Source organism: Flagellimonas cixiensis (assembly GCF_042134615.1).
Taxonomy (GTDB): Bacteria; Bacteroidota; Bacteroidia; order Flavobacteriales; family Flavobacteriaceae; genus Flagellimonas; species Flagellimonas cixiensis.
Genome location: NZ_CP169639.1, coordinates 394,034 through 419,744, shown reverse-complemented (window position 1 = coordinate 419,744; position 25,711 = coordinate 394,034). Strand labels below are relative to the sequence as shown.

The 25,711-nt window shown below is 39.8% G+C and carries 31 protein-coding genes; 18 read left to right on the top strand and 13 right to left on the bottom strand.

Annotated features, from left to right (window positions below; all coding sequences use genetic code 11):
• Window positions 1-122 precede the first annotated feature (122 nt).
• On the bottom strand, window positions 123-311 hold the full coding sequence (locus ABT310_RS01900) for a hypothetical protein (protein ID WP_375325079.1): 189 nt from the start codon (window positions 309-311) through the stop codon (window positions 123-125).
• A gap of 41 nt (window positions 312-352) precedes the next feature.
• On the opposite strand from ABT310_RS01900, the gene ABT310_RS01895 reads away from it, so the two are divergent.
• The gene (locus ABT310_RS01895) at window positions 353-739 is read left to right on the top strand and encodes a hypothetical protein (RefSeq protein ID WP_375325078.1); all 387 of its coding nucleotides are present in this window, start codon (window positions 353-355) and stop codon (window positions 737-739) included.
• Window positions 740-770: 31 nt separating this feature from the next.
• Here ABT310_RS01895 and ABT310_RS01890 read toward each other — a convergent pair whose 3' ends face one another.
• A complete protein-coding gene (locus ABT310_RS01890) occupies window positions 771-1,841 on the bottom strand; it encodes a branched-chain amino acid aminotransferase (RefSeq protein ID WP_375325077.1) in 1,071 nt (356 codons plus the stop codon).
• 107 nt (window positions 1,842-1,948) lie between these two features.
• Between ABT310_RS01890 and ABT310_RS01885 the strand changes: the two genes are divergently transcribed.
• From ABT310_RS01885 to ABT310_RS01840, 10 genes are all read left to right on the top strand, one after another.
• Window positions 1,949-2,425, top strand: coding sequence for a DUF4920 domain-containing protein (locus ABT310_RS01885; RefSeq protein WP_375325076.1), 477 nt, complete (start codon window positions 1,949-1,951; stop codon window positions 2,423-2,425).
• Complete coding sequence (mnmD, locus tag ABT310_RS01880; protein WP_375325075.1) at window positions 2,422-3,084, top strand: tRNA (5-methylaminomethyl-2-thiouridine)(34)-methyltransferase MnmD; 663 nt, start codon at window positions 2,422-2,424, stop codon at window positions 3,082-3,084. The genes ABT310_RS01885 and mnmD overlap by 4 nt, the downstream gene beginning before the upstream one ends.
• 132 nt (window positions 3,085-3,216) lie before the next feature.
• Window positions 3,217-4,176 carry a TIGR01777 family oxidoreductase gene (locus ABT310_RS01875; protein ID WP_375325074.1) on the top strand — a complete coding sequence of 320 codons (960 nt, stop codon included), beginning with the start codon at window positions 3,217-3,219 and terminating at the stop codon, window positions 4,174-4,176.
• A gap of 130 nt (window positions 4,177-4,306) precedes the next feature.
• Complete coding sequence (locus tag ABT310_RS01870) at window positions 4,307-4,882, top strand: nucleotide exchange factor GrpE (RefSeq protein WP_375325073.1); 576 nt, start codon at window positions 4,307-4,309, stop codon at window positions 4,880-4,882.
• Window positions 4,883-4,888: 6 nt separating this feature from the next.
• Window positions 4,889-6,007 (top strand): molecular chaperone DnaJ, encoded by a 1,119-nt coding sequence (gene dnaJ / locus ABT310_RS01865; RefSeq protein WP_375325072.1) that lies wholly within the window; start codon window positions 4,889-4,891, stop codon window positions 6,005-6,007.
• Between the two features lie 184 nt (window positions 6,008-6,191).
• Window positions 6,192-7,130: an ABC transporter ATP-binding protein gene (locus tag ABT310_RS01860; protein WP_375325071.1), complete on the top strand. Its 939-nt coding sequence runs from the start codon at window positions 6,192-6,194 to the stop codon at window positions 7,128-7,130.
• On the top strand, window positions 7,120-8,463 hold the full coding sequence (locus ABT310_RS01855; RefSeq protein ID WP_375325070.1) for an ABC transporter permease: 1,344 nt from the start codon (window positions 7,120-7,122) through the stop codon (window positions 8,461-8,463). Before ABT310_RS01860 ends, ABT310_RS01855 begins: the two co-directional genes overlap by 11 nt.
• A 7-nt stretch (window positions 8,464-8,470) precedes the next feature.
• Complete coding sequence (locus ABT310_RS01850) at window positions 8,471-9,358, top strand: mechanosensitive ion channel family protein (protein ID WP_375325069.1); 888 nt, start codon at window positions 8,471-8,473, stop codon at window positions 9,356-9,358.
• A gap of 143 nt (window positions 9,359-9,501) precedes the next feature.
• Entirely contained in the window at window positions 9,502-10,260 is a 759-nt protein-coding gene (locus ABT310_RS01845) for a DUF6268 family outer membrane beta-barrel protein (protein WP_375325068.1), read from the top strand.
• Between the two features lie 9 nt (window positions 10,261-10,269).
• Window positions 10,270-11,433: a sigma-54-dependent transcriptional regulator gene (locus tag ABT310_RS01840; protein WP_375325067.1), complete on the top strand. Its 1,164-nt coding sequence runs from the start codon at window positions 10,270-10,272 to the stop codon at window positions 11,431-11,433.
• Window positions 11,434-11,435: 2 nt separating this feature from the next.
• On the opposite strand, the gene ABT310_RS01835 is transcribed toward ABT310_RS01840, so the two are convergent.
• Window positions 11,436-12,146 carry a hypothetical protein gene (locus ABT310_RS01835; RefSeq protein ID WP_375325066.1) on the bottom strand — a complete coding sequence of 237 codons (711 nt, stop codon included), beginning with the start codon at window positions 12,144-12,146 and terminating at the stop codon, window positions 11,436-11,438.
• 180 nt (window positions 12,147-12,326) lie between these two features.
• Here ABT310_RS01835 and ABT310_RS01830 point away from each other — a divergent pair, with 180 nt between their 5' ends.
• The gene (locus ABT310_RS01830) at window positions 12,327-13,211 is read left to right on the top strand and encodes a PPK2 family polyphosphate kinase (RefSeq protein WP_375325065.1); all 885 of its coding nucleotides are present in this window, start codon (window positions 12,327-12,329) and stop codon (window positions 13,209-13,211) included.
• Entirely contained in the window at window positions 13,208-14,605 is a 1,398-nt protein-coding gene (locus tag ABT310_RS01825) for a M20/M25/M40 family metallo-hydrolase (RefSeq protein WP_375325064.1), read from the top strand. Before ABT310_RS01830 ends, ABT310_RS01825 begins: the two co-directional genes overlap by 4 nt.
• A 51-nt stretch (window positions 14,606-14,656) precedes the next feature.
• On the opposite strand, the gene ABT310_RS01820 is transcribed toward ABT310_RS01825, so the two are convergent.
• From ABT310_RS01820 to ABT310_RS01805, 4 genes are all read right to left on the bottom strand, one after another.
• Window positions 14,657-15,238 carry a PepSY domain-containing protein gene (locus ABT310_RS01820; protein ID WP_375325063.1) on the bottom strand — a complete coding sequence of 194 codons (582 nt, stop codon included), beginning with the start codon at window positions 15,236-15,238 and terminating at the stop codon, window positions 14,657-14,659.
• Window positions 15,239-15,370: 132 nt separating this feature from the next.
• On the bottom strand, window positions 15,371-15,655 hold the full coding sequence (locus tag ABT310_RS01815; protein ID WP_375325062.1) for a hypothetical protein: 285 nt from the start codon (window positions 15,653-15,655) through the stop codon (window positions 15,371-15,373).
• A gap of 39 nt (window positions 15,656-15,694) precedes the next feature.
• Entirely contained in the window at window positions 15,695-16,405 is a 711-nt protein-coding gene (locus ABT310_RS01810; protein WP_375325061.1) for a DUF6090 family protein, read from the bottom strand.
• A 143-nt stretch (window positions 16,406-16,548) separates the two neighbouring features.
• Window positions 16,549-17,013, bottom strand: coding sequence for a hypothetical protein (locus ABT310_RS01805; RefSeq protein WP_375325060.1), 465 nt, complete (start codon window positions 17,011-17,013; stop codon window positions 16,549-16,551).
• 292 nt (window positions 17,014-17,305) lie between these two features.
• Here ABT310_RS01805 and ABT310_RS01800 point away from each other — a divergent pair, with 292 nt between their 5' ends.
• Window positions 17,306-18,238, top strand: coding sequence for a peptidylprolyl isomerase (locus ABT310_RS01800; protein ID WP_375325059.1), 933 nt, complete (start codon window positions 17,306-17,308; stop codon window positions 18,236-18,238).
• Window positions 18,239-18,683: 445 nt separating this feature from the next.
• Here ABT310_RS01800 and ABT310_RS01795 read toward each other — a convergent pair whose 3' ends face one another.
• Both ABT310_RS01795 and ABT310_RS01790 read right to left on the bottom strand, forming a co-directional pair.
• Window positions 18,684-18,878 carry a cold-shock protein gene (locus tag ABT310_RS01795; protein ID WP_375325058.1) on the bottom strand — a complete coding sequence of 65 codons (195 nt, stop codon included), beginning with the start codon at window positions 18,876-18,878 and terminating at the stop codon, window positions 18,684-18,686.
• Window positions 18,879-18,964: 86 nt separating this feature from the next.
• Complete coding sequence (locus ABT310_RS01790; RefSeq protein ID WP_375325057.1) at window positions 18,965-19,603, bottom strand: peroxiredoxin; 639 nt, start codon at window positions 19,601-19,603, stop codon at window positions 18,965-18,967.
• A gap of 154 nt (window positions 19,604-19,757) precedes the next feature.
• On the opposite strand from ABT310_RS01790, the gene ABT310_RS01785 reads away from it, so the two are divergent.
• The gene (locus ABT310_RS01785) at window positions 19,758-20,300 is read left to right on the top strand and encodes a YfiT family bacillithiol transferase (protein WP_375325056.1); all 543 of its coding nucleotides are present in this window, start codon (window positions 19,758-19,760) and stop codon (window positions 20,298-20,300) included.
• Here the strand turns inward: ABT310_RS01785 and ABT310_RS01780 are convergent, their stop codons facing one another.
• The 4 genes from ABT310_RS01780 to ABT310_RS01765 all read right to left on the bottom strand — a co-directional run bounded on the left by ABT310_RS01780 (window position 20,301) and on the right by ABT310_RS01765 (window position 23,691).
• On the bottom strand, window positions 20,301-20,822 hold the full coding sequence (locus ABT310_RS01780) for a GNAT family N-acetyltransferase (RefSeq protein WP_375325055.1): 522 nt from the start codon (window positions 20,820-20,822) through the stop codon (window positions 20,301-20,303).
• Window positions 20,823-20,842: 20 nt separating this feature from the next.
• Window positions 20,843-21,403 (bottom strand): thioredoxin family protein, encoded by a 561-nt coding sequence (locus tag ABT310_RS01775; RefSeq protein WP_375325054.1) that lies wholly within the window; start codon window positions 21,401-21,403, stop codon window positions 20,843-20,845.
• Between the two features lie 85 nt (window positions 21,404-21,488).
• A complete protein-coding gene (locus tag ABT310_RS01770; protein ID WP_375325053.1) occupies window positions 21,489-21,860 on the bottom strand; it encodes a PUR family DNA/RNA-binding protein in 372 nt (123 codons plus the stop codon).
• Window positions 21,861-21,936: 76 nt separating this feature from the next.
• Entirely contained in the window at window positions 21,937-23,691 is a 1,755-nt protein-coding gene (locus tag ABT310_RS01765; protein WP_375325052.1) for an ABC transporter ATP-binding protein, read from the bottom strand.
• A gap of 173 nt (window positions 23,692-23,864) precedes the next feature.
• On the opposite strand from ABT310_RS01765, the gene nusB reads away from it, so the two are divergent.
• The 3 genes from nusB to yajC are packed head-to-tail and all read left to right on the top strand — an operon-like array spanning window position 23,865 to window position 25,635.
• The gene (gene nusB, locus ABT310_RS01760) at window positions 23,865-24,812 is read left to right on the top strand and encodes a transcription antitermination factor NusB (RefSeq protein WP_375325051.1); all 948 of its coding nucleotides are present in this window, start codon (window positions 23,865-23,867) and stop codon (window positions 24,810-24,812) included.
• A 38-nt stretch (window positions 24,813-24,850) separates the two neighbouring features.
• Entirely contained in the window at window positions 24,851-25,330 is a 480-nt protein-coding gene (locus ABT310_RS01755; RefSeq protein ID WP_375325050.1) for a DUF1573 domain-containing protein, read from the top strand.
• Window positions 25,331-25,344: 14 nt separating this feature from the next.
• Window positions 25,345-25,635 carry a preprotein translocase subunit YajC gene (gene yajC / locus ABT310_RS01750; protein ID WP_375325049.1) on the top strand — a complete coding sequence of 97 codons (291 nt, stop codon included), beginning with the start codon at window positions 25,345-25,347 and terminating at the stop codon, window positions 25,633-25,635.
• The last annotated feature ends 76 nt before the right edge of the window (window positions 25,636-25,711 follow it).

The window sequence follows — 25,711 nt, the reverse complement described above, 5'->3', positions numbered from 1 at the left end:
TACCATATTGTTGTTGCCAAATTAATGTTAAACAAAAGTACGGTTTTTCCTATAGGATCGTGTTTACGGGATCATTAATGTTGTGTAAACTCAAATTTTTGTGGCGATTGTAGATTATCCTATCAATTTTTGAGAAAATACTTGATTAAGAATAGGATAATTATAAAAGTTATAAATGAAATAAGGATCCAAACAACACCTTTGTAATTTTTCTTGTGCAATTTCTTATCCTTTTTATAAGAAAGTGAAACAATTACCACAAATGCGATAAAAAAGAGTATGGCAAATATCAACTGTCCGGTACTGAACATATATTTATATTTTTATGCAAAACTAAATCAATTCGAGTATAATGGAAAGTAAAATTAGAGCCGTGGAGCTGTTCCACAATTCTTTTGGTCTGGGAGTGCAGCAAAATCCAAAAGCAGATTTGGGAAAAGAAAAGAACCTATTGCGTTTTAATTTAATGGATGAAGAGAACAAAGAGTATCTGGAGGCAGCCAATAGCAACGACCTTGTGGAGGTGGCCGATGCACTTGGTGATATGCTCTATATTCTCTGTGGTACTATTTTGGAGCACGGGATGCAATATAAAATAGAAGAAGTTTTCGAAGAGATTCAAAAAAGCAACATGAGTAAGTTAGGGGCAGACGGCAAACCAATATATAGGGAAGATGGAAAGGTGTTGAAAGGCCCCAATTATTTTAAGCCCGATATTAAAACAATCATGGATAAATAAAAAAAGCACCTTTTAAAAGGTGCTTTTTTTATTATTGGGCGACTTCATATCGCCAACCAAATTTATCTTCGGCCCTATTATATTGTATGTCCGTAATTCGTTTTTTCAATAAAGAGGCGTAGCTGTTTTCCAATTCAGGAAGGTCGTAATCTTGACCTTTGTATCCAAACCCTGCAATTGGGGATATAACCGCAGCGGTTCCAGCTCCGAACATTTCTTTAAGTGAACCATTTTTAGCCGCTTCCACCAATTCGTGAACCGAAACTTTACGCACCTCGGTTGTAATGCCCTCGTCATTGGCAATGTCCAAAATGCTCTTACGGGTAATTCCATCCAAGATTCTGTCATTGGTAGGAGCCGTTAATAAGGTATCTCCGATTCGAACAAAAACGTTCATCGCTCCTGCCTCTTCTATAAATTCGTGGGTGTTGTCGTCCGTCCAAATAACCTGTTGGTAGCCTTTTTCAGCCGCCAATTGGGTTGGGTAGAACTGACCCGCGTAGTTTCCACCGGCTTTTGCAAATCCCACACCACCGTTAGCGGCACGGGAATAGGTTTCTTCAATAAGCACTTTTACTTTTCCAGAAAAATAAGCACCCGATGGTGCGCAGGCAATAATGAATTTATATTCATCTGCAGGAGACGCATGGAAGCCGTTTCCAGAAGCAAAAATAAAGGGCCTTATATATAAGGAACTCCCCGGGTTTTGAGGAATCCAATCACTTTCCACTTGGATCAATGCATTCAGCCCGTCCATAAAATGAGCTTCCGGTAGTTCTGGAATGGCCAATCGCTTGGCAGATTTGTTCAAACGTTTAAAGTTCTCCAAAGGACGGAACAACCATACTTTGCCATCTTCATCCTTATAGGCTTTCATGCCCTCAAAAATGGACTGCCCATAATGAAAGATTTTGGCAGATGGATCTAAAGTAATGGGTTGGTAAGGGACCACTTTTGGAGCAGACCACTCCCCGTTCTTATAATCACAGACCAACATATGGTCGGAATATACACTTCCAAAGGAAAGGTTGTCAAAATCAACATCTTGAATTTTGGATGTTTTCGACTTCTCGATAGCTACATTGTTCGCCATTGTTTCCATATCTCTTACATTTGCAAAGTTAAAATTAGCTATTTATTGTTAGTTTTGAACCATTACCAAATCTAATTTTCGTACTTCAAACACATTAACCATAAAGTTGTAAAAAAATGAAGGTTTTTAACAAATTCACTATTGTTTTCTTAACCGTGTTGGCATTTTCTTCCTGTAAAAAGGATACCATAAAAGGCGATTATTTTGGTGCAGCGTTCCAAATTTCTTCCGAAGCTGAAAAATCTGCCACTGCTTATGCGGATTTAACCACCAAAGATTCCCTGCAAACCCAAATGATAGGTGAGATAACCGAGGTGTGCCAAGCCAAAGGTTGTTGGATGAAGGTAAAGTTGGATTCTGAAGAAGAGGTTTTTGTGAGATTTAAGGATTACGGATTCTTTGTGCCGAAAGATGCTGCAGGCAAAACAGTTGTAATGAACGGTGCAGCTTTTTTTGAAGAAATGTCTGTGGACGATCAACGGCATTATGCCGAAGATGAAGGTGCATCCGAAAGTGAATTGGCATTGATAACAAGCCCTAAAAAAACATATCGATTTGAAGCAGATGGAGTACTTATAGCCCACCAGCCTTGAAAAGAAAAATCATAATCACGGGCGATGGCTCAAAGACCATCCACATAGAGGATTGGAACGAACAGTACCATTCCAAACACGGTGCGGTTCAAGAAGCTTACCACGTATTTATAAAACACGGACTTCAATTGTTCCACGATACCGAAATCAATATATTGGAAATTGGTTTTGGAACGGGCTTGAATGCTCTGATCACCTATTTGGAAGCCCCAAAGCAACAGCTCAAAATCAATTATACCGGTGTAGAGGCTTTTCCCGTTGAAATGACCGAGGTGGAACAATTGGATTATTGCCAGCAATTGGGCGCAGAGAATCTGGAAGCAGTTTTTCAGCACATGCACCAGATTCCTTGGGAATCGCCTAAAACCATTTCAGAAGGTTTTACATTACATAAACAGCAAAAGGACTTTAAGGAAATAACCGATTCAAATCGGTACCATCTCATTTATTTTGATGCCTTTGGAGCAAGGGTGCAACCCGAACTGTGGACAGAGGAAATATTCGAAATTATGCATACTTCTCTTCAACAAGGAGGCGTTTTAGTAACTTATGCAGCAAAGGGTAGTGTGCGAAGGGCCATGCAAGCAGTTGGTTTTACCGTGGAGCGTTTACCCGGCCCTCCAGGTAAAAGAGAGATGTTACGGGCCATAAAAAACTGATTTTAGACCAAATTTTAAGATTTCGGTCTTTTGAAATCATAAAAAGTGATAAAATTTGCCCAATAGTGTTAAACCTAAATTAAGGTCTGAAAAACAGCACTATAAAGGTGTAATTTTGTCCAAAATGATAGTATGAGGGTATTGATTACAGGGGCTACAGGATTGGTGGGGCAGGCCATTGTTAAAGTACTGCAACACAAAGGTATCCCGATTAACTATTTAACGACCAGTAAGGAGAAAATTTCGTCAAATGAAGATTTCCAAGGATACTATTGGAATCCTTCGAAAGGCGAAATCGATTTGGATTGCTTTAAAAATGTTCAGGCCATTATCAATTTGGCTGGGTCGAGCATTGCCAAACGCTGGACACCTTCCAACAAAAAGAAAATACTATCCAGTAGGGTGGATAGTTTGTCAACCCTTAAAAAAGGACTTGAAAAAGTCGGCTCCCAAGAAGTGGAGTGTTTTGTTTCCGCTTCTGCTATCGGTATTTACCCAGATTCCACCTCTAATTATTACGATGAAGACACCAAAGCTATTGATGATGGTTTTTTAGGAGAAGTGGTGAAAAAATGGGAGGCAGAAGCCGATACCTTTAAAGAATTAGGGCTGGATGTGGCCAAAATTAGAATTGGGTTGGTACTTTCTACGGAAGGAGGGGCCTTGCCAAAAATGGCCATGCCCATCAAAAATTATATTGGTGCCCCACTGGGATCGGGTGAACAATGGCAGTCATGGATCCACATTGATGATTTGGCGCAACTTTTCGTTTTTATCATCGAAAATAATTTAAGCGGCGTGTTTAATGGAGTAGCGCCCAATCCCATAACAAATACCAAGCTTACACAAAAACTTGCAGAAGTTTTGGACAAACCATTATGGTTACCAAAGGTGCCCCAGTTTCTATTGAAGGCTGTCTTGGGTAAAATGTCATATCTGCTGCTTTCGAGTCAACGCGTGAGCTGTAAAAAAGTGGAAGACGAGGGATTTACATTTCAGTATTCCAATATTTGTGTGGCTTTGAACGATTTGTATATGGAAAATAACGAGGAATTAAAAGCATTGGAAGCCGCTGAAAATGAATTGATTTAAATATTACTCCATAGTTTAACCTACTCAAAGTCCGCTTTTGCGGATTTTTTTATGTTTTGCTGTGACATTTTGACATTTTTAGACAATTGGCAGTACTTTTGCCACTTCATATTGGTAAAATTTAATAGACATGAGCGATAAAAGTAAGGTTGAGGAAATGGAAGAGGAGTCCAAAAAAGGACAAACCGACGGGAGTACTGAGCTGAACGGAGAACATATAAACGGTGAGCAAGCCGAAGAACAACAAGAAGAGATTTCTGTGGAGGATCAATTGAAGGAAGATTTGGCGAAAGAGAAGGATAAGTTCCTAAGATTATTTGCCGAATTTGAAAACTTTAAAAAGCGAACTTCCAAAGAACGGATGGATTTGTTCAAAACCGCAGGACAAGAAGTCATTGTGGCAATGCTACCGGTTATGGACGATTTTGATCGTGCCCTAAAAGAACTTGCCAAGTCTGAGGATAAGGAAATGTTCAAAGGGGTGGAACTCATCAGCAATAAATTCAAGGAAACTTTAAAGAACAAGGGCCTGGAGCAAGTCGAAGTTGGTGAAGGCGATGTTTTCGATGCCGAAGTGCACGATGCCATCACCCAGATTCCTGCTCCGGACAAAAAATTAAAAGGGAAAATTATCGATGTGGTCGAAAAAGGATACAAACTTGGCGACCGCATAATTAGACACCCTAAAGTTGTTGTTGGAAACTAAACATTTATGAAGGAGGATTATTACGACATATTAGGAGTATCCAAAGGAGCTTCTGCAGCAGAAATTAAAAAAGCCTATAGAAAAAAGGCCATTGAATTTCACCCCGACAAGAACCCTGGCGATGCCAAGGCGGAGGAAATGTTCAAAAAAGCAGCAGAAGCATACGAGGTGTTGGGTGATCCTGACAAAAAAGCCAAGTACGATCAATTCGGGCACGCTGCTTTCGACGGAAGCCAAGGATTTGGTGGCGGAGGCATGAACATGGAAGATATCTTCAGTCAGTTTGGGGATATTTTTGGTGGAGCCTTTGGTGGTGGATTCAGTGGTTTTGGTGGATTTGGCGGTGGTGGTCAACGCAGAATGAAAGGGAGTAACCTTCGTATCCGTGTAAAGCTCACTTTAGAAGAAGTGGCCAATGGTGTGGAGAAAAAAGTGAAGGTACGCCGTAAGCTTCAGGCCGATGGTGTCACCTACAAAACTTGCCATACCTGTAATGGTACCGGTCAGATTATGAAAGTGACCAATACCATTTTGGGGCGTATGCAAACCGCTACTACCTGTTCTACCTGCGGAGGCTCTGGCCAAACCATAGATAAAAAACCAGCCGATGCAGATGCTCAGGGATTGAAGGTGGTTGAGGAAACCGTATCCATTAAAATTCCGCCAGGTGTAGAGGATGGCATGCAATTGAAGGTGGCCGGAAAAGGAAACGCAGCCCCTGGCAACGGAATTTCAGGTGATTTGTTGGTGGCTATTGAAACAGTGGAGCACGATACCTTGAAACGTGAAGGTGACAATTTGCACTATGATCTGTACATCAGTATTTCGGAAGCTGTTTTGGGCAGTTCCAAGGAAATTGATGCTGTGGGAGGAAAAGTTCGCATTAAATTGGAACCTGGAATTCAGTCAGGAAAAATATTGAGATTAAGAGGAAAAGGGATTACAAGTTTAAACGGATATGGAAGCGGAGACCTTTTGGTTCACGTGAATGTTTGGACGCCAAAGACCCTAAATAAAGAGCAAAAAGAATTTTTTGAACGTATGCAAGGCGATGAAAATTTCACTCCAAGGCCCGAAAAATCTGATAAATCCTTCTTTGAGAAGGTAAAAGATATGTTCTCTTAGGAAGAAAAATCTTTGTGTTTAAATAAAAAACGTATATTTGAAACTGATGTTGGGTGACCGATATCTAATTTTCTTTTTCATAGCAATTTTTTTCCCATCCTTAATTTGATTTAAGGGTGGGTTTTTGTTTTTAAGGGAAACCCTTGTTTTTCAACAATTACATATCTTTGAAAAAATAGATTACATGGATCATATCCTTGTTGCCAAAAATGTGTCCAAAACTTATGGAGACTATACCGCATTGCGCAACATATCGCTAGAAATCCCAACCAATTGTATTTACGGACTTTTGGGCCCAAACGGGGCAGGAAAGACCTCATTTATAAGGATTATTAACCAGATAACCCACCAAGATTCGGGCGAGGTTTTGTTTAATGGGGAGCCTTTGGCACCCCACCATATTGCCCTGATTGGTTATTTGCCAGAAGAGCGCGGATTGTACAAAAGTATGAAGGTAGGGGAGCAGGCACTCTATTTGGCTCAATTGAAAGGGTTGACCAAAGTCGAGGCAAAAACTCGATTAAAATATTGGTTCGATCGTTTGGACATTGGTGACTGGTGGAACAAAAAGGTACAGGAGCTATCCAAAGGAATGGCACAGAAAATACAATTTATTGTAACCGTGCTGCACGAACCCAAACTTCTCATCTTTGATGAGCCCTTTAGTGGTTTTGACCCTATAAACGCCAATATTATAAAGGATGAGATCCTACAATTGAAGGAAAATGGAACCTCTATCATTTTTTCTACCCACCGTATGGAATCTGTGGAAGAACTTTGTGAGTACATCGCATTGATTCATAAGTCGGAGAAGATTTTGGACGGAAAACTATCCGATATCAAGAGAGCCTATAAAAACAATATTTTTAATATTGGTCTTCAGGTGAAGGAAGGTGCACACGACCTTTTGAAAACATTGGAAGGAAAGTTCAGCATTCTTTCATCCCATATCGATTTGGCAGAACATCAACTGGATTTTAAGGTGCAACTTCCGAATTCAAATACTGCAGAGGTTTTGACCAAACTTTCTAGAATGGCCAACATCAATCGATTTGAGGAAACCATTCCATCGGCCAACGATATTTTCATTCAAACCGTAAACAACAAGGACAATGGCAAGTAAGATCGGATTGATCATAAAACGGGAATATTTGGCAAAGGTCCGTAACCGCTCCTTTGTGGTGATGACCATTTTAAGTCCACTGTTGATTGTGGGAATGATCGTGTTGATTGCGTATTTGGCCAAGGTCAATGATGATGAAACTCGCGTGGTAGCCGTTCTGAACGAGAGCAGTTTTTTTATGGAAGAATTTCAACCTACCAAAAACCTGTCTTTTGTGCAGTTTGATGGGATTGGTTTGGAGGAGGCCAAAGATTCTACCAGCGCTTTGGAGTATTATGGATTGTTGTACCTGCCCAATGAGCAAAATGTGGAAAAAACCGCCAAGGGCAGTTATCTGTTTACCAAGGACAACCCCAATACCAACATTACTCAAAAATTAGAGAATATTTTTCAAAGGCAACTGCGGCAAGACCGATTGCAAAAATTAGGGGTAAGCTCCCAACAGTTTTCTACGGTAGAAGCTCCTTTTGAAATCAATTTGGCCACTTTTGAGGGTGAAAAGAGCATGAAGGGGATTAACGAAATCAAAGCCGTGATCGGTGGCGGATTTGGTTATGCGATTATGATGTTCATCATTATATATGGCGGGTTTGTAATGCGCAGTGTAATTGAAGAAAAAACCAGTCGCATTATTGAAGTGATCATATCATCGGTAAAACCCTTTCAATTAATGTTGGGTAAAATTATCGGTACTTCTTTGGCAGGATTGACCCAATTTACCATTTGGATCATATCTGCATCCATACTTTTAACGCTTGCAGTAATGATTTTCGGAATAGATTTGGCCCAACTCTCAGGAGATACTGGCATGAATGCAGGACCTATGGGGGCTGGAATGTCACAGATAGAGGGAATGGACAGTGAAATGCTGCTATATGCCCAAGAAATTTTGGATATCCCGTGGGGATTGTTGATCATTTCCTTCTTTATCTATTTTGTGTTGGGCTATTTGATCTATAGTTCCATTTATGCAGCGATCGGAGCGGCGGTGGATAATGAGACAGATACACAGCAATTTATATTTCCTATTATTTTACCTTTGATGTTGGCCATCTATGTTGGGTTCTTCTCTGTTTTTAGCAATCCACATGGGCCCATTGCAGTAGCATTTTCATTGTTTCCGTTGACCTCGCCCATAGTAATGCTGATGCGTTTACCGGGTGGCATTGGAGAAGGAGGCGTGCCGCTGTGGCAATTTTTAACATCTGTTGGGTTGTTGATAGTTACCTTCTTAGGTATCGTGACCTTGGCAGCAAAAATATACAGGACAGGTATTTTAATGTATGGTAAAAAACCAACCTACAAAGAATTGATCAAATGGTTGAAATATTAAAGTAATTATGCAAGAAGGAGCAGAAGACTTAAAAGAGATTATTAAAGAAGATGTATGGGGCACCATCAAGGACTTTTTAAATCTTGGTGTTCATCTTGGTGAGGGCGATAAATCGATTCACTTGACCATCGGCTTATTGCTGCTTTTAACCTTTGCTCTAGTAGCTACCAAGTTTATTTTAAAATGGCTGCGACACTTAATTACGCGTAAAATGGAGCAAGAGGACAAACAAAAGTTCTCCAGTGTATTCAAATTTCTTAATTACGTAGTTTATTTAATCGCAGTAGTTTTCACCCTTAGTGCCGCAGGGGTAGACATCACTTTACTCATAACCGCATCGGCAGCCCTGTTTGTAGGTTTAGGTCTGGCCTTGCAAGAATTGTTCAAGGATATTCTTGGAGGTATCTTCATTATAATAGATAAATCCTTACAAGTGGGTGATGTGGTCGAAGTTGATGGTAAAGTAGGTAAGGTTTTCGAAATCAAATTGAGAACAACCAGAGCCATTACCCGTGATGACAAAGTTTTGATTTTACCGAATCATAAGTTCATAAGCGACATCGTTTATAATTATACCCAAAACCACAAAACAACCCGTGAAAAGGTGAGCGTGGGGGTGGCTTATGGGAGTGACGTGCAATTGGTGACCAAGATTTTGGAAGAAATAGCGAGTACACAAAAGCAGATCTTAAAAAATCCCAAGCCCTTTGTTTTGTTCGAGGACTTTGGAGATTCCGCTTTGATATTTTCAATTTTCTTTTTCACCAACGATACCTTTAGAGATCCTAGGATCAAAAGCGAAATGCGTTATAAAATTGATGCCAAGTTTAGGGAAAACAATGTTTCAATTCCATTCCCGCAGAGAGATGTACATATTATTCAGCCAAAACAATAGAGCAGATAAAAACCTCAAAATTTCATAAGGCAAACTGGAAGCTGTTGGCTTTCGTTGTACTACTATGTGCTCAACTTGGTTGGGGACAAAGTACCGATATTCTCAGATTCGATTATTTGAATATTCCCGAAAACGATGCTGGAATGAAAACCCAGAGGTATAAGGCCCTTTTCAATTACCCCATCAAGCTTAACGCAAAGAACGATTACCTGATTACGGGCTTTGAGTACAATAGGTTCGATATGGATTATTCCAGGGACCTTCCTTTTGATAAGAGCGAATTAATTCGTTTTCATGTGGTTGATTTTAATGCTGGCATCATTACCAAATTGAATGAAAACTGGAATTTTATCGCCATCCTAACACCGAGATTGGCTTCCAACTTATTGGATGGCACTGAAACGGATGACTTTTTTATGAACGCCACCGCTACCATTTGGAAAGAGCGCCCCAATGCTGATAAACCGTATCGTTTGGTACTCGGCTTAACCTATAACAGTACCACTGGATTGCCGGTTCCGCTGCCTTTGATCAATTATTACAGAAGGTTCCATCCCAATTGGTCGTATACCCTTGGGATACCGAGAACCAACTTTAGGCACCACATTAATAAAAAACATTTCGTAGAGTTGGCATTGTTCTTGGATGGTTACTATATCAACCTTCAGAACGATGTAATCATGGAAGACGGGGAAGTGGCCTCAAAAATATCATTGACCGCATTGGTGGGGAGTATAGGCTACCAGTATAATATATCCAATCGAATGGCTTTGTTTGCTACCTTGGGAAGATCGGTGATTCAAGAAGGAATACTTCGGAACGATGATCAAGGATCAGTATATTTATTGAATAACGAGTCAAGTTTTTATATTAGGACAGGATTCAAAATAGGAATTTTTTAAACTTTAGGTATGTCAAAAATTTTGGTAATAGAAGATGAATCAGCCATTCGTAGAGTGCTTGTAAAGATTCTTGCGGAAGAGAACGATAATTATAGCGTCCATGAGGCCGAAAATGGCCTTGAAGGTATTGAAGCCGTAAAAAAGGAGGATTTTGACCTTGTGCTTTGCGATATAAAAATGCCTAAAATGGATGGTGTTGAGGTCTTGGAAGCTGCCAAAAAGATAAAACCTGAAATTCCTTTTATCATGATTTCCGGTCATGGTGATTTGGATACCGCCGTTAATACCATGCGACTAGGAGCCTTTGATTATATTTCCAAGCCGCCAGATTTAAACCGTTTGCTGACCACGGTTCGAAATGCTCTGGACAGAAAGGAACTGGTGGTAGAGAACAAGATCCTTAAAAAGAAGGTATCCAAAAACTACGAAATGGTTGGGGAAAGCGAAGCGATTGGCGCCATAAAGGATATGATAGAAAAAGTGGCCCCGACCGATGCACGTGTGCTTATTACAGGTTCCAATGGAACGGGTAAGGAATTGGTGGCCCATTGGGTCCATCAAAAAAGCCCACGTTCCTCTGCACCATTTATAGAGGTAAATTGTGCAGCTATCCCCTCCGAGTTGATAGAAAGTGAATTGTTCGGCCATGTAAAAGGGGCTTTTACTTCAGCCGTAAAGGATCGTGCCGGTAAATTTGAAGCCGCAAATAAAGGCACCATATTCTTGGATGAGATTGGCGATATGAGTCTTTCCGCCCAAGCGAAAGTTTTGAGGGCGCTTCAAGAAAACAAAATCTCCAGAGTTGGTTCCGATAAAGATATTAAGGTAGATGTTCGTGTACTTGCCGCAACCAATAAGGATTTAAAGAAAGAAATTGAAGACGGTAAATTCAGGGAAGACCTTTACCATAGGTTGGCAGTGATTTTGATTAAAGTTCCTGCGCTGAACGATAGACGTGACGATATTCCATTATTGATAGAGTATTTTTCGCAAAAAATTGCAGCGGAGCAGGGAACAACTCAAAAAAGCTTTTCCAAAAAAGCATTGGAGCTATTAAAGAGTTACGATTGGACAGGTAATGTGCGTGAACTCCGAAATGTGGTGGAACGCTTGATTATTTTGGGGGGCAAGGAAGTTTCTGAGGACGACGTGAAGCTGTTTGCCAGCAAATAGAATCAATTACAGTTTTTAAGTCTGTTCAAAGCACTTTCCGATAAGGCTTTTACACGTTGGTGATATTCCTTTTTATGCGGTGAAAGTTCGGTGTTGAGCAAAACCAAACGCGATTCCTCGTAAATATTGGAGATAAAACGCTGTGCATCCGGACAGTCTACATCGGTGACCACTTTATCCAGAGAAGTCTCAAAACTCAATAAACAATTATGGACTTGTTGCTTAATGGCAGCTCCTTGGGTCAATAATATAGAGCTTTCGGTTTCCAGCGCTTGTTTGGTATTTAACACCAATACATTGCTGCCATAGCTGCTTTCGGTTTCCTGTTCAAAAATGCGCAATACTTTTTCCCCTATCATAACATTCTCCAGTGCCATATGTAAGTCGGTTTTGGAATGTTGAAACGAACCTGATTTTGTGGCCTTCTTTAAATGGGAAAGTACTTTTTCCAAACTTTCAATGGTGCCATCACAACCACAATCCAAAAAATTGCCCCTGGTTTTCTCAATACTGTTCAAGGCTTTGTACGCATGGTATTTGGCCATGTTGATGTCCTTGGCGGAGACAGCATTTTGAATTTGGCTTTTAATGTAATCTAGATTGGAACTTGCATAGGTGCAAGCTTGGGGAGTTTTGAATGAGGAAGTCATGATCAACAGGCCAATAAGGCCTATGATGAAGACTACAAGTAGGATTATATTCTTCTTATTCATAACGCTTTAGATTTGGGACTTGTGCGTACTGATATTCATAAAGTTAAAGGGCTCATCCATTTTGTAGGAAAATTAATCGACCAAAGCACCAAGATCCACTATAAAAGGTAAAAAGGTCGATGAAATGCGCACAGTCTTACAAATATTTCAAAATGCTCAAAAAGGATTATCTTCATTCCAATGAAAAATATAGCATCAACCACGTATCGGGTGCAGGGAACACTCGATTTACACCAAGAACCTACTTACGAGGATTTTGGTGCCTCGGAAAAGGAATTGAAAAAAGCATTGAAGAAGGTTCGTAAAGAATTGGGCGAATTTCAAGATACTTTATATGCCCATGGTAAATATGGGGTTTTGGTTTGTCTACAAGGCATGGATACTGCGGGAAAGGATAGTCTAATTCGAGAAGTTTTTAAAGATTTTAATGTCCGCGGAGTTGTGGTACACAGTTTTAAAGTGCCCTCTACTTTGGAGAAGAAACACGATTATTTATGGCGACACTACATCGCCTTGCCAGAACGCGGAAAATTCTCTGTATTTAACCGAACACATTATGAAAATGTATTGGTCACCAAAGTGCATCCTGAGTATATTTTGGGTGAAAACCTTCCCGAGGTAAACGAAGTTGGGGATATTGATCAGGCATTTTGGGAAAAACGATATCAGCAAATCCGTGAATTTGAACAACACGTGGCTCAAAATGGAACCATCATATTCAAATTTTTCCTTAATCTTTCCAAAGAAGAACAACGTCAACGATTGTTGCGCAGAATTCATTTAAAACAAAAGAACTGGAAATTTTCACCTGGCGATTTAAAGGAACGAAAGTTATGGGACCAATACCAAGCCTGTTACCAAGAGGCATTGAACAAAACTTCAGAAGCGTATGCGCCGTGGTTTGTGATTCCAGCAGATAATAAAGAAGCGGCTCGGTTAATTGTGGCAACGATCATGCTGGAAGCGTTAAAAAAGTACAAAGATATCGAGGAACCCGAGTTGGACGATGAAATAAAGGCTAATTTAGAAACCTTTAAACAAGAACTGGAAAAAGAAACCACATGAGAGCATTCCTACTTTTGGCCTTTTTATTGGTCAGCACCCCATTTTTTTCCCAATCAGCAGACGAAAAACAAATCAAATCCATTTACGATAAGGCATTAACCGATGGAAAGGCCTACGATTGGCTCAATTATTTATCCAATCAAATTGGCGGACGTCTTTCGGGCTCCGTTCAGGCACAAGAGGCAGTGGAGTATACCAAATCGCAATTAGACTCACTAGGATTAGACCGTGTGTGGCTGCAACCCGTAATGGTACCCAAATGGGTGAGAGGTGTGCCAGAGTTCGCCTATTTTGAAACCAAACCCGGTTTGACCACCAATGTGCCCATTTGTGCGTTGGGCGGTTCTGTGTCTACGCCGAGCGGTGGCTTAAAAGCCAATGTGGTGGAAGTTCAGGGCATAGAAGAATTGGAAAAATTGGGCAGGGATAAAATCGAGGGAAAAATTGTTTTCTATAACCGTCCGATGGATCCCACCTTGATCAATACGTTTACGGCATATTCTGGCTGTGTAGATCAAAGAAGCACAGGGGCAGTGGAAGCAGCCAAATTTGGAGCCGTTGGTGTTATTGTTCGTTCCATGAATTTGAGATTGGACGATTACCCCCACACCGGAAACATGAGATACGGCGACACTCCAGTAAGTGAAAGAATTCCTGCAGCTGCCATTAGTACCAATGGTGCTGAATTATTGAGCACCACCTTAAAATTGAATCCTGATGTCAAGTTTTATTTTAAGCAAAACTGCAAGCAGTTGGAAGATGTGCAATCTTATAATGTGATTGGAGAAATTACAGGAAGTGAATACCCTAACGAGATTATGGTTGTAGGGGGGCATTTGGACTCTTGGGATTTGGGGGATGGCTCCCACGATGATGGCGCAGGTTGTGTGCAAAGTATGGATGTGTTGCGATTGTTGAAGGAAACAGGATATCGCCCAAAAAGAACGTTGCGTGTTGTACTATTTATGAACGAAGAAAATGGAATGCGCGGAGGAAACAAATATGCCGAGGTGGCCCGAAACAAAAATGAAAAACATGTGTTTGCACTGGAAAGCGATTCAGGTGGTTTTACCCCTAGGGGATTTTCCATCGATGCCTCCGAAGAAAATATCAAACATATTCAAGGGTGGAGAGACCTGTTTGAGCCCTATTTGATTCATATGTTTATTAAAGGAGGTAGTGGTGCCGATATTGGACCATTAAAAGAAGAGGGAATGGTACTTGCTGGACTTAGACCCGATAGTCAACGTTATTTTGATCATCACCATGCCGAGAATGATACCTTTGAGCACGTGAACAAACGCGAATTGGAGTTGGGTGCTGCCACCATGGCCAGTTTGGTGTATCTGATTGATAAATACGGTACCGTACCAACTCAAAAAATAAAAGGATAACACCTATTTTTCGTGGAAAAGACCGTTCCAATATTAATTGGGGCGGTTTTTTTATGCCCTAGTATGTAGTTTTTTCCGACCGCCCTTTTTCATTTGTTTGGGGCCGTACCAGAGCCAGAATCCGGTAATGGTAAAAATCAACAGGGAAATTCCCATCACTGAGGTATAGGTCAATTTAATAAAACTCCCCGTACCCAAATAGTCATCCAAAATGGAACCGTCATGTACATTTTCCAAGAAATCCGATCGTCTTTTTCCAATGGAGAGTACATTTCCCGTGGCTCCATCCAATTGAATCTCCATATACTGTTCAAAAAAAACGAATTTTACGGAGCCTTTGTCTTTTCTCATATCAATGCGATCTAATTCTATGGATAAATCGGGAGCAACTTTTTGATGTAAAGTAGTACAGGCGATGGTGTGTAAACTGTCAATGGGAAGCCATTGGGTAAGGTCTGATGTGGTGCCTTTTTGGGTTTTGGGAATAATGTAGCCGTTAGAGTTCTTTTTCCATCCTAAAAAGAGTCCTGAAATTGAAATAATAAAGAAAAAAATGAATAATAAAGCTCCTGTGGTTCGGTGTACTTTTCTAAAAATGCGTAATACTTTGGCCTGCTTCTTCCTTTTGCCCATTCGTGCCTGTTAAAAACGCTAAAGATCAATAAAATAAATGAAAGGCGAAAGAGTGTGAAGATTGGATTGCATCGCTACACACACGATTTAACTTAACTTTTAGAATTGATGGGTGCTGTTTGAAATCCAAATTTAAGAGCCCGCGATTGGAGATCCAAAAATACCAACCGCTAGTTCTATCCATAACAATAGAAAGAGTCCAACAATGGCCAAAACCCAAAAAATCCTTTTTTGTGAGCTTTTTGATTTCTTCAAAATAAAATCAATTGAAAAACCTACTGCGGACAAAAGTATTCCAACTACTAAAAAGTCAAAGGCGGACCATTGTACCTCGGCAGTGAATTGCATGGCAATAAACGGAACCAATAATAAGGTAGCCACTGAAATAAGGATGATGTGTGTTCTTGAAAGTGTCATAAGGTTAAGATAAGAATTTTTTCAATATTGAATTAAAATTTACTCTAATGATTGTCGGTAACTTTCAATTTCTTGGATTAAAGCGTTACACTCCTCAATGATTTCCACGTAATTATCCCGTCGGGAATATGCGCCATTTAATTGAATGGCATTTAGTAAATTGTGATTGTCTTTTAGGGCCAAAATATTTTCGGCGGAGTAATGGGCCATGTTGGGCATTCCTTCGGACAACAGTGTCAATAAATTGTTGGTAGCGGTCCCAAATGTAAAATCTTCTTCCTTTTCCAAACTTTCGTAAGCATTGTAGAGTTTTATGATTTTTTCTCGAACAAAATCATCCTGTATTACTTGTAGGTCCGAGTTGGTAGTCATTTCCACATAAGTGGACTTTAATGGAATATAAGGTTGAATGGGGCGCCACTGGTAATCAAAATATGTAATGATCGAGTCGCCGGCCTTGTTATTTCGAACCATATCCAAAAGTGCATTTTTGGTTCTAGCTTGGTTTTTGAGTTGCTGTAAAGTGATCGTTAACCCCAAGGCATCTTGCTGTAGCTCGGCAACGAGATTTTTGAGGTACTTTTTTTCCAGCTCCCGTTCGGTTTGTTGTTGCTTCCAGTCATTGATTTGTATGGCTATAAGTATCCCGATGACCACCAATAAAATTTCGCCAATGGCATATTTAAAATACCTTCCCGTTTTACCTTCGGATAGCAAGTTTTGTCTAAGCCTTCTAAATAATTTTATCATAGGTAGGCAATTGATTATGAAAAAATACAACGGTTTAAATGACCATTAGTTACCGTTTAAATTAGCGATTATTTTTGGTTAAGAGTCTCGGCTATTGTGGGTGACTCGAAGGGCAGCACTATAGCTGTTGTTGTAGCACGTTTTTATTTTTTATCTAAACCAGAATGCCAGGTATCCATACATACCTTCCAATCGCCACTGTCATTCTTCCTCCAAGTAGCAACATATACTCCGCGGTTATAGGAACTGTCCTTTGTTGCTCTATCTATAAAATATTCAACGTAACCTCCGATTGTAACCACTTGATTTTGACTGATTATCATTTTTGGTTCGTCAAAACTTTCTAAATGCAGTTTTTTGACTTTTAAATAGCCATTCCAATTTTTTATTTGTTCCTCAACACCTTTTTGTAAATTACCAGAAGGCGTAACTCTTATGAAGTCATTCTCAAAATATTTAAAAAATTCATCTGTGCCCTCTCCATAGGAATTATACATGTCATTATATGTGTTTAATACCTGATTCTTAATATCAGCTTCATTTAATTTCTTTTCAGAACAACTGTAAATTAGTATGATTCCTAAGATGAATATTGTTAATTTGCCCATGGTTAGTGTTTTATGTTCTTTTAGTGGTCAACTTCAAAACTTCTAAAGCATTACAACGGTAATAAATCTAAAATAACAGTTTTAAATATATTTTAACCGTTTGAAGTCAATTTATTACCTGATAATAAACATTTTAAGTGTAATAGCCTCGATGAGATTTGGAGCCAATAGGAAACATTATTATCACGGTTCCTAAACCATAAATGCTTTTCCTCTTGCCTATAAACCCGTATCTTTGCCATCTTGGAAAAATTCAGGAAAAACGATTCTAATAATCTATTAATCACATACAATGCAAGACGGAATCTACGCAAAATTCAATACCTCTAAAGGAGAAATTTTGGTGAAACTTACACACGACAAAACTCCTGGTACCGTGGGCAATTTTGTTGCCTTGGCAGAGGGTAATATGGAAAACAGTGCTAAACCACAGGGCAAACCTTATTATGATGGATTGAAGTTCCATAGGGTAATTGCCGATTTTATGATTCAAGGAGGGTGCCCCCTTGGGACCGGAACCGGTGACCCCGGATATAAATTCGATGATGAGTTTCACCCTGATTTGGTACACGATGTACCGGGAGTACTTTCTATGGCCAATGCAGGTCCAGGTACCAATGGCAGTCAGTTTTTCATCACGCACGTAGCAACTCCATGGTTGGATAACAAGCACACTGTTTTTGGTCATGTCGTTGAAGGTCAGGATATTGTAGATGCCATTGCGCAGGGAGATCAAATAGATACTTTGGAAATTGTGAGAGTAGGGGATGAAGCTGAAAACTGGAATGCTATCGAAGCCTTTAGGGTTTTTGAAGGAGCTAGGGAAAGACGTATTGCCGAAGCAAAAGCACAAGCAGAGGCCGAAATGGAAAAATTGGCCGCTGGATTTGATAAAACCGATAGTGGATTACGTTATAAAATCGTTCAAAAAGGAAGTGGGGCCAAAGCCGCAAAAGGAAATACCGTTTCTGTACACTATGAAGGCGCCTTGACCAACGGACAAATTTTTGATTCTTCCTATAAAAGAAAACAACCCATCGATTTTACCTTGGGGGTTGGTCAGGTAATCCCAGGTTGGGACGAGGGGATTGGGCTTTTGCAAGTAGGCGATAAGGCTCGTTTTGTGATTCCTTCGCACTTGGCTTACGGAAGTGCAGGTGCAGGTGGGGTTATTCCTCCAAATGCAACATTGATTTTTGATGTGGAATTAATGGGCGTTAAATAAAAACGTACCCTTAATATAATAGAAAAGCTTCCAGAGATGGGAGCTTTTTTTATTTGGCTCGATTTACGCTTACTAATAGTAGACAAAAGTTAATCGCCAGTAATAAAACTAAAATACTTAAAAATGGATTCATGGTTAGAGTTATTTATTACGTAACAATTGAACGATAAAAAACCCTACCTATTGTGCTAAAAAAAAATGCGATTACTATTTTTTGGAACCGTTTACGCTCCAAACCAACAACAATGCATTCACAATTAAAAGAAAGCTAAGAATTGTAAAAAAGGTGTTCATGCGGTTATTTTGATTAATGGTTGTGGGGAACAGTATTTGTTTATTAGATAGGAAAACTCTTAATGGTTGCGTAGAAAAATTATAAAAAGTTTAAAAAATAAAAAGCCCGGGGAAAACCCGAGCTTATTTTATAAAAAAGTGCACTGTAACCTTAATCTATAACTTGTACGTTAACGGCGTTCAATCCTTTTTTACCTTGTTGTAGTTCGAATTCTACAACATCACCTTCTCTTACTTCGTCGATTAAACCTGAAACGTGTACAAAGTGATCTGTGTTTGAACCATCTTCAGTGATAAATCCATATCCTTTAGAATCATTGAAGAATTTTACTGTTCCTTTACTCATAATAAATATTGAAAAATTAAATATAGTGCAAAGATACGTTTAATTTGGTGGTTATGAGCTTTTAAACAGTTTTTCTTCAAAAAGATTTAAGATGTGGGGTCTGGAGTTAACCGTAAATATGGTTTTATCTCCTCAACACCCTTGGTAAATATGGTTTTAGCCTCTTCTGTAGGAATGGATGGACTCACCACTACCTTTTGTCCGTTTTCCCAGTTGGCAGGTGTCGCTACTTTATGATGGGCTGTTAATTGCAAAGAATCGATGACCCGTAGCAATTCGTAAAAATTTCGTCCAGTGGAAGCAGGATAGGTAAGGGTTAGCTTAATTTTTTTGTCTGGTCCGATGATGAACACGGAGCGTACGGTTAAGGTGTCATCTGCATTCGGATGAATCATATCGTAGAGGTCGGAAACCTTTCTTTCCACATCGGCCACAATAGGAAAGTTGACCTCGGTATGTTGGGTTTCGTTAATATCTTTGATCCACTCTTTGTGCGATTCGGCACCATCCACACTCAAGGCCATCATTTTTACGTTTCTTTTATCGAATTCGTCCTTAAACTTCGCCGCTGTACCCAATTCTGTAGTACAAACAGGGGTAAAATCGGCTGGGTGAGAAAACAAAATTCCCCATCCATCACCTAAATAATCATAAAAGTTAAGAGTTCCTTCAGAGGTTACTGCGGTAAAATCTGGTGCAGTATCGCCTAATCTTAGCGTTGCCATATATTTTGATTTAAATTGATAATTCGGTTATTCCTATAAATTTAGTAGATTATTTTGACCTGTTGGATTATATGCGTTAAAACTGTACTAAACTTTTTTTAATAGAATTTAAGGTTTGGTGCCTGCCTGCGACTATAAGTTCATATTTTTAGGCATGGAAAATCAAGAACTCGAAAAATTACGGTATCCGATCGGAAAATTTCAGGTACCGACCACCATTACCAATAAAGATCTCGAAAACTGGACCTTGGTCTTAGAGCAATTGCCCGAAAAATTGGAAGTCATGGTCATATCTTTGACAGAAGAGCAATTGAAAACCCCATACCGACCCGGTGGGTGGACGGTGAGACAATTGGTACACCATATTTCCGATAGTCACCATAACAGTTATATTCGATTTAAATGGGCGTTAACGGAGGACAATCCCGTAATCAAACCCTACGACGAAAAAGCTTGGGCCGAACTTTTCGATTCCCGAACAGCACCCATCCAAATGTCGCTGGACCATTTAAAAGCCGTACATGCTAAATTGGTGTACTTAATCAAAGGGTTGTCGCAAGAACAGCTCCAGCGAAAATTTATTCACCCAGATGGCAACCAAGAATCCACCGTAGCGGAAAATGTGGGAAGGTATGCATGGCACAGTAACCACCATTTTGCCCATATTGCGAATTTGATTGAGCGAGAAGGCTGGTAGTTACAGTTTTTTGGTCAAAATCCACATGGGTTTTTCTGCATCCAAAACGCCCGGGAGCACCACTTCGCTTTCCCTTTTGATAATGTAACCATTTTTTTGGTAAAAATGAATGGGGTTGCCTTTTTGCATAGCATCCAACCAAACCAGTTTTTTGTTCAAAGACTTGGCCTTGGCCTCAATCCATTGCAGAATTTGTTTGCCCAACCCCTTGCCCGAGTGTGCTTTGAGCAGATATATTTTTTCAGCTTTTAGGGCTTCTTCATTAGTGATTTCATCAATGCCACAGTGATAAACCAATTTTAAAATGCCTACGGTTTCTTCTTCGAGCTTAATAAGGTAATGACCGTTATTTGGATCATTCATTTCCTTTTCAACCACAGTTTTTGTCAATCCATAAGAAATATAGGGCGTAGGATCAGCATTGGTCCACAGATGTAGGTAATGCTCTTTGTAGGATGCGACGCCAACTTCCAAATAGGTATCAATATTGGCGGGGGTGACAGGGATAAAAGTAATGTTCATGGGTTGAAAAAACGAATAAGCTATGCTTCCTTCCACTTAATGTTGCAACCCAGACTAGGTTTTTGGTCGGGGTTGATGGACTCTCCATTCAAAAGGGCTTCCAAGGCATTTCTTAGGTCAGAACCTGTTAATGGAATGCCATTTTGTGGTCTGGAATCATCCAATTGCCCACGGTACACCAAGTTTAAATCAGCATCAAACAGATAAAAATCCGGGGTGCAGGCTGCGTCGTAGGCTTTGGCTGCAGCTTGACTTTCATCATAGAGGTAAGGGAATGTATAATCAGCCTCCTTGGCCTTCTCTTTCATCAAATCTGGGGCATCTTGGGGGTAATTTTCCACATCGTTGCTAGAAATGGCCACAAAACCTATGCCTTTGGCTTGATAGGTCTTTGCCAAATTCGAGATTTCAGGGTTTACATGAATCACAAAAGGGCAGTGGTTGCAAATAAACATGATTACCGTGCCTTTTTCACCTTTTACATCTTCCAATGAAAGAAAGTTGTCGGAAACTGTGTCCAACAAGTTGAAATCGGGAGCTTTTGTTCCCAAAGGGAGCATATTGCTTGGTGTCCTGGCCATACGGAATTTGTTTTGTAGAAAATACAAAAATAAAAAACGACCTGTGAAAAACAGGTCGTTGCATCTATTTTAAAAGTAAAATCTTTTAAATGTCGTCGAAATCCACGTCGGTAAAACTCTCTGTGGTGGAACCGTTTTGACTGAAGGTGTCTTCTTCCTTTTTAAAATCTTTTTGGTGACGTTCCGATATTACTTCTTGCCCTTTTTCGTCGATAATGTAGTCCATCATTTCTTCCATGATTTCTCTAAAAGCGGTAAAATCTTCCTTGTATAGATAAATTTTGTGCTTTTTGTAATGGAAGGAACCATCATCGTGGGTAAATTTTTTGCTTTCGGTAATGGTGAGGTAGTAGTCTCCGGCTTTTGTGCTTCTAACATCGAAGAAGTAAGTTCTTCTACCTGCTCTTAAGACTTTCGAATAAATCTCCTCCTGATCCATTATATCTTTCTCGCCCATGTGGTTTAGTGTTATTTAAAACTATGTTGAATATTGTTACCAAAAATGTAAAAAAAAAGCTAATTCAGCAACTTTTTTAAGATTCTTTGCCCGAGAGTTGATTGAGGTAGAGATCCTTATAGTATCCCTCCTGATTGTTCAGTTCTTCGTGGGTGCCCTCTTGTATGATTTCGCCCTGATCCAGCACAATGATTTTGTCCGCATTTTTGGCCGACGAAACTCTGTGGCTTACGATCAAAGTGGTTTTGCTTTCCGATACTTTCTTCAAATTGTTCAAAATCTCTTCTTCCGTTTCTGTGTCCACCGCAGACAAACAATCATCAAAAAGATATATTTTGGGGTCCTTTAAAAGTGCTCTGGCAATCGAAACCCGCTGCTTTTGTCCACCACTCAAGGTAATGCCGCGTTCCCCCAGAATGGTATCATATTTTTTGGCAAAGCCTAGAATGTTTTTGTGTACCACAGCTTTCTTGGCAACTTCAACAATTTCATTATGGGTGGCATTTTCGTTCCCAAACCGAATGTTGTTTTCAATGGTGTCCGAAAATAAAAAGGCATCTTGTGGTACAGCACCGATGGACTTTCTTAAACTATCCAAATTGATTTTTTGAACGGGCACACCATCCACTAACACTTCTCCAGAAGTAACATCGTAAAGGCGGGCCACCAAATCCAAAATGGTCGATTTTCCTGAACCTGTTTTTCCTAAAATTGCTACGGTTTCTCCAGCCTTAATTTTAAAGGATACATTATTCAAGGCCGTAATTTCGGTATCCTCGTAAGTGAAGGAAACATTCTTGAACTCGATATCGCCATGAATGGATTTTTGTTCTGTAACCGTGTTTTTGATTGCAGGCTCTTCCTGTAAAAACTCATTGATTCTTTTTTGGGAAGCTTCTGCACGTTGCACAATGGAAGTTAACCAGCCCACAACAGCAACCGGCCAGGTAAGCATGTTCACATAAAGAATAAACTCCGCTATAATTCCAACCGTTTCAATTTCCCCGTTGATGTATTGCCTGCCACCAATATAGATCACAAAAATATTACTGATGCCGATCAGCAAAATCATAAGAGGAAAAAACCAGGCATTCACTTTGGCCAAAGACATGCTGGTGTCCTTACCTTCAATGGCCAAATTTTTCATTTCTTCATTCACCCTTGGCTCAATGCTATAGGCCTTGATTACCGAAATCCCCGAAAATGATTCTTGCGTAAAGGTGGAAAGGGTAGACAAATACTCTTGCACCTTAGTGCTCCTTTTGTGGATGACTTTACTGATTTTATATATCAGAACCGATAAAATAGGTAGTGGTAAGAGGGTGTAAGCGGCCAAAGTAGGGGCCTTGATAAACATAAGGGGCACCAAACACACAAAAAGGGTAAACGTTTGTATGCCGTACATGATCGCTGGTCCACCGTACATTCGTACTTGGCTTACATCTTCACTGATTCGGTTCATTAAGTCACCGATACGATTGCTTTTATAAAAGTTGAGGCTCAACAATTGATAATGGTCAAACACCTCATTCTTTAGATCATATTCAATATAACGGGACACATTAATAATGGTCTGTCGCATTAAAAAGGTAAAAAGTCCAGACAACAAAGCCGCACCGATAATAATTAAGATGTACTGCAATAGCATTCCTTTTGCGACCGAAAGGGTGATCACATCAGACAAATAGTCCTCCACTGCCTGTATGGATTTGTTCACATAGGATGGCATGATCAAAGAAAATATACGTGCGATAATCGTGATCAAAATGCCCAATAGCAGCTTAAACCTATATTTTTTGAAGTATTTATTAAGGTGTTTCAGTTCCTTCATAAAAGGGGTTGGCAGTTTTAGTCAGTTGTAAGACAATCCAGCAAATATATACCTTTGGGAATAAAGTAAATGTTATAAAAGTGATAAGAAAACAACTTTGGTAGGTAAGATTAAAATATAAGTTTACTTTTGCCGAGCGAAAGCCAATTAATGACTTTAAAAGTTCTTTTAACATGCTTACCCGAAGGCACATTAGAGTAAAAGTGATGCAATGCATTTATGCATTGGTTCAATCCAAGGACGAATCCTTGCAAAAACAGGAAAAGTTCTTAAGAGTGAGTATAGAGAACATGTATGTGCTCTACCTTCTAATTTTAAGTCTCCTAGCCGAGCTGCACCGTTTGGCTGAAAAACATGCGAGCCATGCTTCCAAAAAGTATGTGGCCACAGAAGATGACAAGTATCCAGATCCAGAAAAATTCATTAAAAACCGATTGTTGTTGCAATTGGTGAACAACGATGCGCTCAAAAATGAGCTTTCCAGCCGAAAATTGGACAACTGGTATTTAAATGATGAATATGTAAAAATCATCTACAAAGAAATTGTGGCCAGTGATATTTATAAGGAGTATATGACCAACGGTGAAAGCTCCTATATTGATGATCGTGAAGTGGTACTGGAATTGTTCCGCGAGATTATTGCCCCGAATGAAAAGATCTACGAGTATTTCGAAGATGATAAACTTACTTGGGTCGACGATTTCCCGATTGTAAACACCTTTTTGGTAAAACGATTGAAAAAGGCGAAGCCCGATGTTTCCGATCGTTTCTTTTTACCATCCTTGCTCAAGGATCAAGAAGATATGGATTTTGCCAACGAACTTTTGACCAAAACTTTACTAAACGATGCGAAATGGGAAAAGGAAATTGAGGGCAAGACCCCCAATTGGGATAACGACCGAATTGCCGAAATAGATTCCATTATACTAAAAATGGCAATTTGTGAGTTATTAAATTTCCCTTCCATACCCGAAAAGGTAACCTTGAACGAGTATTTGGAAATTGCCAAGGAATATTCAACGCCCAAGAGCAGCATCTTTATCAATGGAGTGTTGGACAAGTTGGCCAAGGAGTACAAAACCTCGGGAAAGATGCAAAAAATAGGTAGGGGTTTGCAATAAACAATAATTGTTTAATTTTGAAGAAACAAATTTTAATCATGAAAAGAATAACCACAATTTTTAGTTTGCTTATGACTGTGGCCTTGGTAAGTTTTTCTTGCAAGGACAAAGCTTCCAACAAAATAGTTGCGGATAATGTACAAACAGCCGTATCTAGGGATGAAGCCCAAAAACAACTTCCTGTAATGTCTTTTGAAAAAGCAGAGCACGATTTTGGAACCATCCAAAGAGGAAATCCCCAAGAGACAACCTTTAAGTTTACCAATACAGGAGATGCTCCATTGATCATCACCGATGCGAAAAGTAGCTGTGGATGTACAGTGCCAGAATATCCAAAAAACACTCCGATCGCTCCAGGTGAGTCAGGAGAACTTTTGGTTAAATTCAATGGGTCTGGACAAAACCAGGTGACCAAAACCATCACTGTAACCGCAAACACCGCCAAAGGTTCTGAAATTTTAAGAATCAAAGCATTTGTACAAGCTCCAGAGGCTATGCCAGCTGGTCCTGTAAAATAATTTTAAAGACCTGAATGGAAAACCTAGGACAATTTTTACCTCTGATCTTGATTTTCGCTGTGGCGTATTTCTTTATGATTCGCCCACAAATGAAACGTCAGAAGGATGAGAAGAAATTTACATCGGAATTAAAAAAAGGCGACAAGATCATCACCAAAAGTGGTCTTCACGGCAAGATCGTGGAATTGAACGACAAGGATTTTTCTTGCGTGATCGAGACCATGGCCGGAAGATTAAAGTTTGATCGCTCTGCCATCTCCATGGAAATGAGCAAAAAACTCAACACACCTGCCGAGAAAAGCTAAGATTCCGAAAACCATACTGTAAGGAGTCCCCCCAAGTGAATTGGGGGGACTTTTTTTTGTATATTAATCCAAATTT

Excerpts from the sequence above, each read along its gene's own strand:
- ABT310_RS01820 (WP_375325063.1), bottom strand. The coding sequence starts at position 15,238 with ATGGGCAAAAGGAAGAAGCAGGCCAAAGTATTACGCATTTTTAGAAAA.
- ABT310_RS01770 (WP_375325053.1), bottom strand. The coding sequence starts at position 21,860 with ATGGGCGAGAAAGATATAATGGATCAGGAGGAGATTTATTCGAAAGTC.
- ABT310_RS01860 (WP_375325071.1), top strand. The coding sequence starts at position 6,192 with ATGGATCATATCCTTGTTGCCAAAAATGTGTCCAAAACTTATGGAGAC.
- ABT310_RS01870 (WP_375325073.1), top strand. The coding sequence starts at position 4,307 with ATGAGCGATAAAAGTAAGGTTGAGGAAATGGAAGAGGAGTCCAAAAAA.
- ABT310_RS01825 (WP_375325064.1), top strand. The coding sequence starts at position 13,208 with ATGAGAGCATTCCTACTTTTGGCCTTTTTATTGGTCAGCACCCCATTT.
- ABT310_RS01805 (WP_375325060.1), bottom strand. The coding sequence starts at position 17,013 with ATGGGCAAATTAACAATATTCATCTTAGGAATCATACTAATTTACAGT.
- ABT310_RS01785 (WP_375325056.1), top strand. The coding sequence starts at position 19,758 with ATGGAAAATCAAGAACTCGAAAAATTACGGTATCCGATCGGAAAATTT.
- ABT310_RS01815 (WP_375325062.1), bottom strand. The coding sequence starts at position 15,655 with ATGACACTTTCAAGAACACACATCATCCTTATTTCAGTGGCTACCTTA.
- ABT310_RS01795 (WP_375325058.1), bottom strand. The coding sequence starts at position 18,878 with ATGAGTAAAGGAACAGTAAAATTCTTCAATGATTCTAAAGGATATGGA.
- ABT310_RS01875 (WP_375325074.1), top strand. The coding sequence starts at position 3,217 with ATGAGGGTATTGATTACAGGGGCTACAGGATTGGTGGGGCAGGCCATT.
- ABT310_RS01835 (WP_375325066.1), bottom strand. The coding sequence starts at position 12,146 with ATGAATAAGAAGAATATAATCCTACTTGTAGTCTTCATCATAGGCCTT.
- ABT310_RS01840 (WP_375325067.1), top strand. The coding sequence starts at position 10,270 with ATGTCAAAAATTTTGGTAATAGAAGATGAATCAGCCATTCGTAGAGTG.
- ABT310_RS01845 (WP_375325068.1), top strand. The coding sequence starts at position 9,502 with ATGAAAACCCAGAGGTATAAGGCCCTTTTCAATTACCCCATCAAGCTT.
- ABT310_RS01780 (WP_375325055.1), bottom strand. The coding sequence starts at position 20,822 with ATGAACATTACTTTTATCCCTGTCACCCCCGCCAATATTGATACCTAT.
- ABT310_RS01810 (WP_375325061.1), bottom strand. The coding sequence starts at position 16,405 with ATGATAAAATTATTTAGAAGGCTTAGACAAAACTTGCTATCCGAAGGT.
- ABT310_RS01895 (WP_375325078.1), top strand. The coding sequence starts at position 353 with ATGGAAAGTAAAATTAGAGCCGTGGAGCTGTTCCACAATTCTTTTGGT.
- ABT310_RS01885 (WP_375325076.1), top strand. The coding sequence starts at position 1,949 with ATGAAGGTTTTTAACAAATTCACTATTGTTTTCTTAACCGTGTTGGCA.
- ABT310_RS01890 (WP_375325077.1), bottom strand. The coding sequence starts at position 1,841 with ATGGAAACAATGGCGAACAATGTAGCTATCGAGAAGTCGAAAACATCC.
- ABT310_RS01850 (WP_375325069.1), top strand. The coding sequence starts at position 8,471 with ATGCAAGAAGGAGCAGAAGACTTAAAAGAGATTATTAAAGAAGATGTA.
- ABT310_RS01900 (WP_375325079.1), bottom strand. The coding sequence starts at position 311 with ATGTTCAGTACCGGACAGTTGATATTTGCCATACTCTTTTTTATCGCA.
- ABT310_RS01830 (WP_375325065.1), top strand. The coding sequence starts at position 12,327 with ATGAAAAATATAGCATCAACCACGTATCGGGTGCAGGGAACACTCGAT.
- ABT310_RS01790 (WP_375325057.1), bottom strand. The coding sequence starts at position 19,603 with ATGGCAACGCTAAGATTAGGCGATACTGCACCAGATTTTACCGCAGTA.
- nusB (WP_375325051.1), top strand. The coding sequence starts at position 23,865 with ATGCTTACCCGAAGGCACATTAGAGTAAAAGTGATGCAATGCATTTAT.
- ABT310_RS01800 (WP_375325059.1), top strand. The coding sequence starts at position 17,306 with ATGCAAGACGGAATCTACGCAAAATTCAATACCTCTAAAGGAGAAATT.
- dnaJ (WP_375325072.1), top strand. The coding sequence starts at position 4,889 with ATGAAGGAGGATTATTACGACATATTAGGAGTATCCAAAGGAGCTTCT.
- ABT310_RS01775 (WP_375325054.1), bottom strand. The coding sequence starts at position 21,403 with ATGGCCAGGACACCAAGCAATATGCTCCCTTTGGGAACAAAAGCTCCC.
- ABT310_RS01765 (WP_375325052.1), bottom strand. The coding sequence starts at position 23,691 with ATGAAGGAACTGAAACACCTTAATAAATACTTCAAAAAATATAGGTTT.
- ABT310_RS01855 (WP_375325070.1), top strand. The coding sequence starts at position 7,120 with ATGGCAAGTAAGATCGGATTGATCATAAAACGGGAATATTTGGCAAAG.
- ABT310_RS01755 (WP_375325050.1), top strand. The coding sequence starts at position 24,851 with ATGAAAAGAATAACCACAATTTTTAGTTTGCTTATGACTGTGGCCTTG.
- yajC (WP_375325049.1), top strand. The coding sequence starts at position 25,345 with ATGGAAAACCTAGGACAATTTTTACCTCTGATCTTGATTTTCGCTGTG.